Origin of the sequence: Gilvimarinus gilvus (assembly GCF_030518155.1) — a bacterium.
GTDB lineage: Bacteria > Pseudomonadota > Gammaproteobacteria > Pseudomonadales > Cellvibrionaceae > Gilvimarinus > Gilvimarinus gilvus.
Map to the genome: position 1 here is coordinate 1 of NZ_JAULRU010000530.1, position 447 is coordinate 447.

A 447-nucleotide genomic window follows, 5' to 3' on the forward strand; every position below is an offset into this window, starting at 1 on the left:
AACTAAAATTGGTACAGATGGTCAAAGAAACTTACAAGAAGTTTATGATTTACAATCAGTAGCTGGTGGTGAAGCTTCAGGACGTATTTTGTCTTCTGTTAATAATCACCAATGGTACGGAATGGTATCTAACTTAAACCATAAATTTACAGAAAACTTAAGTTTAAATGTAGGTTTTGATTTGAGAACATACAAAGGAGAACACTTCCGTCAATTAAACAATACATTAGGTGCTGATTATTATACAGAAAAATATAATAAACAACATCCTTCATACCAAGTTAATCAAACTTATTCAAGAAATCCATGGAAAGCATTGAATGATTTCGCTGATAACTACTCTCAAAAATTAGGTTGGGATTATAGCGAAAGAATTAACTACGGAGGATTATTTGCTCAAGTAGAATATGCTAAAGATGATTTTACGGCATTCTTCCAAGGATCTGT

General features: G+C 31.8%; 1 protein-coding gene. It reads left to right on the top strand.

Annotated features, from left to right (window positions below; translation table 11 throughout):
• On the top strand, positions 1-447 hold a 447-nt coding region (locus QWI17_RS09935), incomplete at both ends, for a hypothetical protein (RefSeq protein ID WP_302722353.1).